Genomic DNA, 2,019 nt, shown 5'->3' with positions numbered 1-2,019 from the left:
CTTTTTACAGTAAACTCGTCTTATAATCTTGCCAAATTCTTCTTTGCCCTGGGTAATATTGGTGTGATGTGTGGCTCCAATTATACCGTGAAGGTCATGCGGTTGCTGGATTCAACTGCTCTTACCGGAGGCGCTTTAATTCAGAGCTTCAGCGGACAGCCTTCCGGAAATAGTATATTAAAAAATGGCTATTATAGGGTAGATGTTTTTGTTCCCGGCATAACGTGTACCATCGGTAGTTTGTCGGGTAACTGGCAGGAAGGCACCTATGAAACCGGCACCATTAGTCAGCCTTATAGCGCCAATGCTGTGTTTTCAAGGAGATCCTATAATGCCGGAGGTGTTCGTGTAAAAACAATCAGGGATTATGATCCGATTACAGGTCAGTTCAGTAAGACAGACTACAGGTACAAAATGTACTCCATTGATTCCACGGTGGGCAGTGGCTTACTCATCTCTCCGGTGAATGTTACGGCCCTTCAAAATGACTTTTCCACTACTTGTCAGTATGTGAAAGTATATCCGGGGAGTAGCTATCCACTGGCCCTGGATGGTGGCTCCTACGTCATGTATCCTGAAGTCCGGACGATAGACAGCGCTAACGGATGGACAGACAGGATATACACCTATGCCTACAATATTATCAACCAGGGATTTCCACTGCCGCCTCCATCAGATTACAGTTATTACCGGGCAAAGCTGGTGGTAGAAAAAGCGTATGACCAGAATGGGATCTTATTAAAGAAAAGTACTAACTCGTGGCTTTGGAATAACCCGCAATCGCAGATAGGTGACCGGGCAAAACCATACTGGTATGTTACTATTGATGCGCCATTCAACGGCCAGATATCCTATTGGACGGAGTCTGCCCCCAGTCCATCTAACTGCAACGATCAGTTTTCAGATTGTATACCAGACCTAACATCCACTATCAGTTTTCCTACCTGGCAGCCCGTTACTGTATTGAGCCAGTCTTTAGACTCCACCTTCACGGGTGGTATATTAGCAGGGACGCAGACTAACTACCAGTACTATCTGCAGCATGATATCTTTTTTCTGAAACAGAAAATAGTAGCTGTTAATAACAGCCAAACCAGGGAACAGACCTATAAATACGCATTTAATAATACCAGTGATTTCGTTTTCAGTCTAAGCAGTGCAGAACAGGTAATGAAAGATAGCCTGAAGAATAAAAATTACCTGCAGCCCATAGAAGTGGTGGATTCTATGAAAACAAATAATGCCAACCCGGTCTTTGTCAGTGGCGCAAAATATATGTTTGGCTATTATAATACTTCAAAGCTCCATTTGTCAAAGCTGCGCACCTTCTTTGCCGGAGGCGATTCCAGCGAGGTTAATTTATCTGCCTATGATACAAGGGGCAATCTTACCGAGCAGTATAAAACTACTGACGTAAAAGAAGCTTACCTCTGGGGGTATAGCGGTAGTTTTCCTGTGGCTAAGGTAACCGGCAGTGATTACACAACAGTATCAGGCCTGGTGAATCTCTTGGTGCTGGATAACCCCTCCTCTGACGCAGCGATGCGGACGGAGCTGGCAAAGATAAGCACCGGTCTTGCAGGCACTTCTGCGCAGGTAACCTTCTATACCTATTCCCCCGTTTTTGGTGGTATGACTTCCATGACTACTCCTGAAGGAAAAATAACCTATTACGAATATGACCTTTTTGGAAGATTCCAGCATGTCAAAGACATGAATGGAAATATTATAAAACGATACGTCAATACTTTAACCAATCCCCAATGATATGATGAACAGGATTTTTATATTAATAATGATTTACTGTTGCAGTGCACATTATTGTAATGCCCAGCGGGCACTTACCACATTGGATGGGCAGCTGCTTAACCTGGATGCCTATGCCGGTAAAAAGCTGCTGTATATAGTGATGCCACTGGATGAGGATACCGCGATATTGGGTCAGATAACCCGTTTTCAAAATAACTATGCCGGTAAAATACAGGTGATTGCACTGGTGGGAACCGGTAATAACAGCCT

General features: G+C 44.1%; 2 protein-coding genes. Both read left to right on the top strand.

Going from position 1 to position 2,019, the window contains the following annotated elements:
• The coding region (locus tag CLV51_RS29330; protein ID WP_211302161.1) for a hypothetical protein at window positions 1–1,767 on the top strand (1,767 nt) is incomplete at its 5' end.
• 1 nt (window position 1,768) lies between these two features.
• The coding region (locus CLV51_RS28785) for a hypothetical protein (RefSeq protein WP_146151408.1) at window positions 1,769–2,019 on the top strand (251 nt) is incomplete at its 3' end.

This window comes from Chitinophaga niastensis (assembly GCF_003014755.1).
GTDB lineage: Bacteria > Bacteroidota > Bacteroidia > Chitinophagales > Chitinophagaceae > Chitinophaga > Chitinophaga niastensis.
This window is presented reverse-complemented; position numbering and strand designations above follow the sequence as displayed.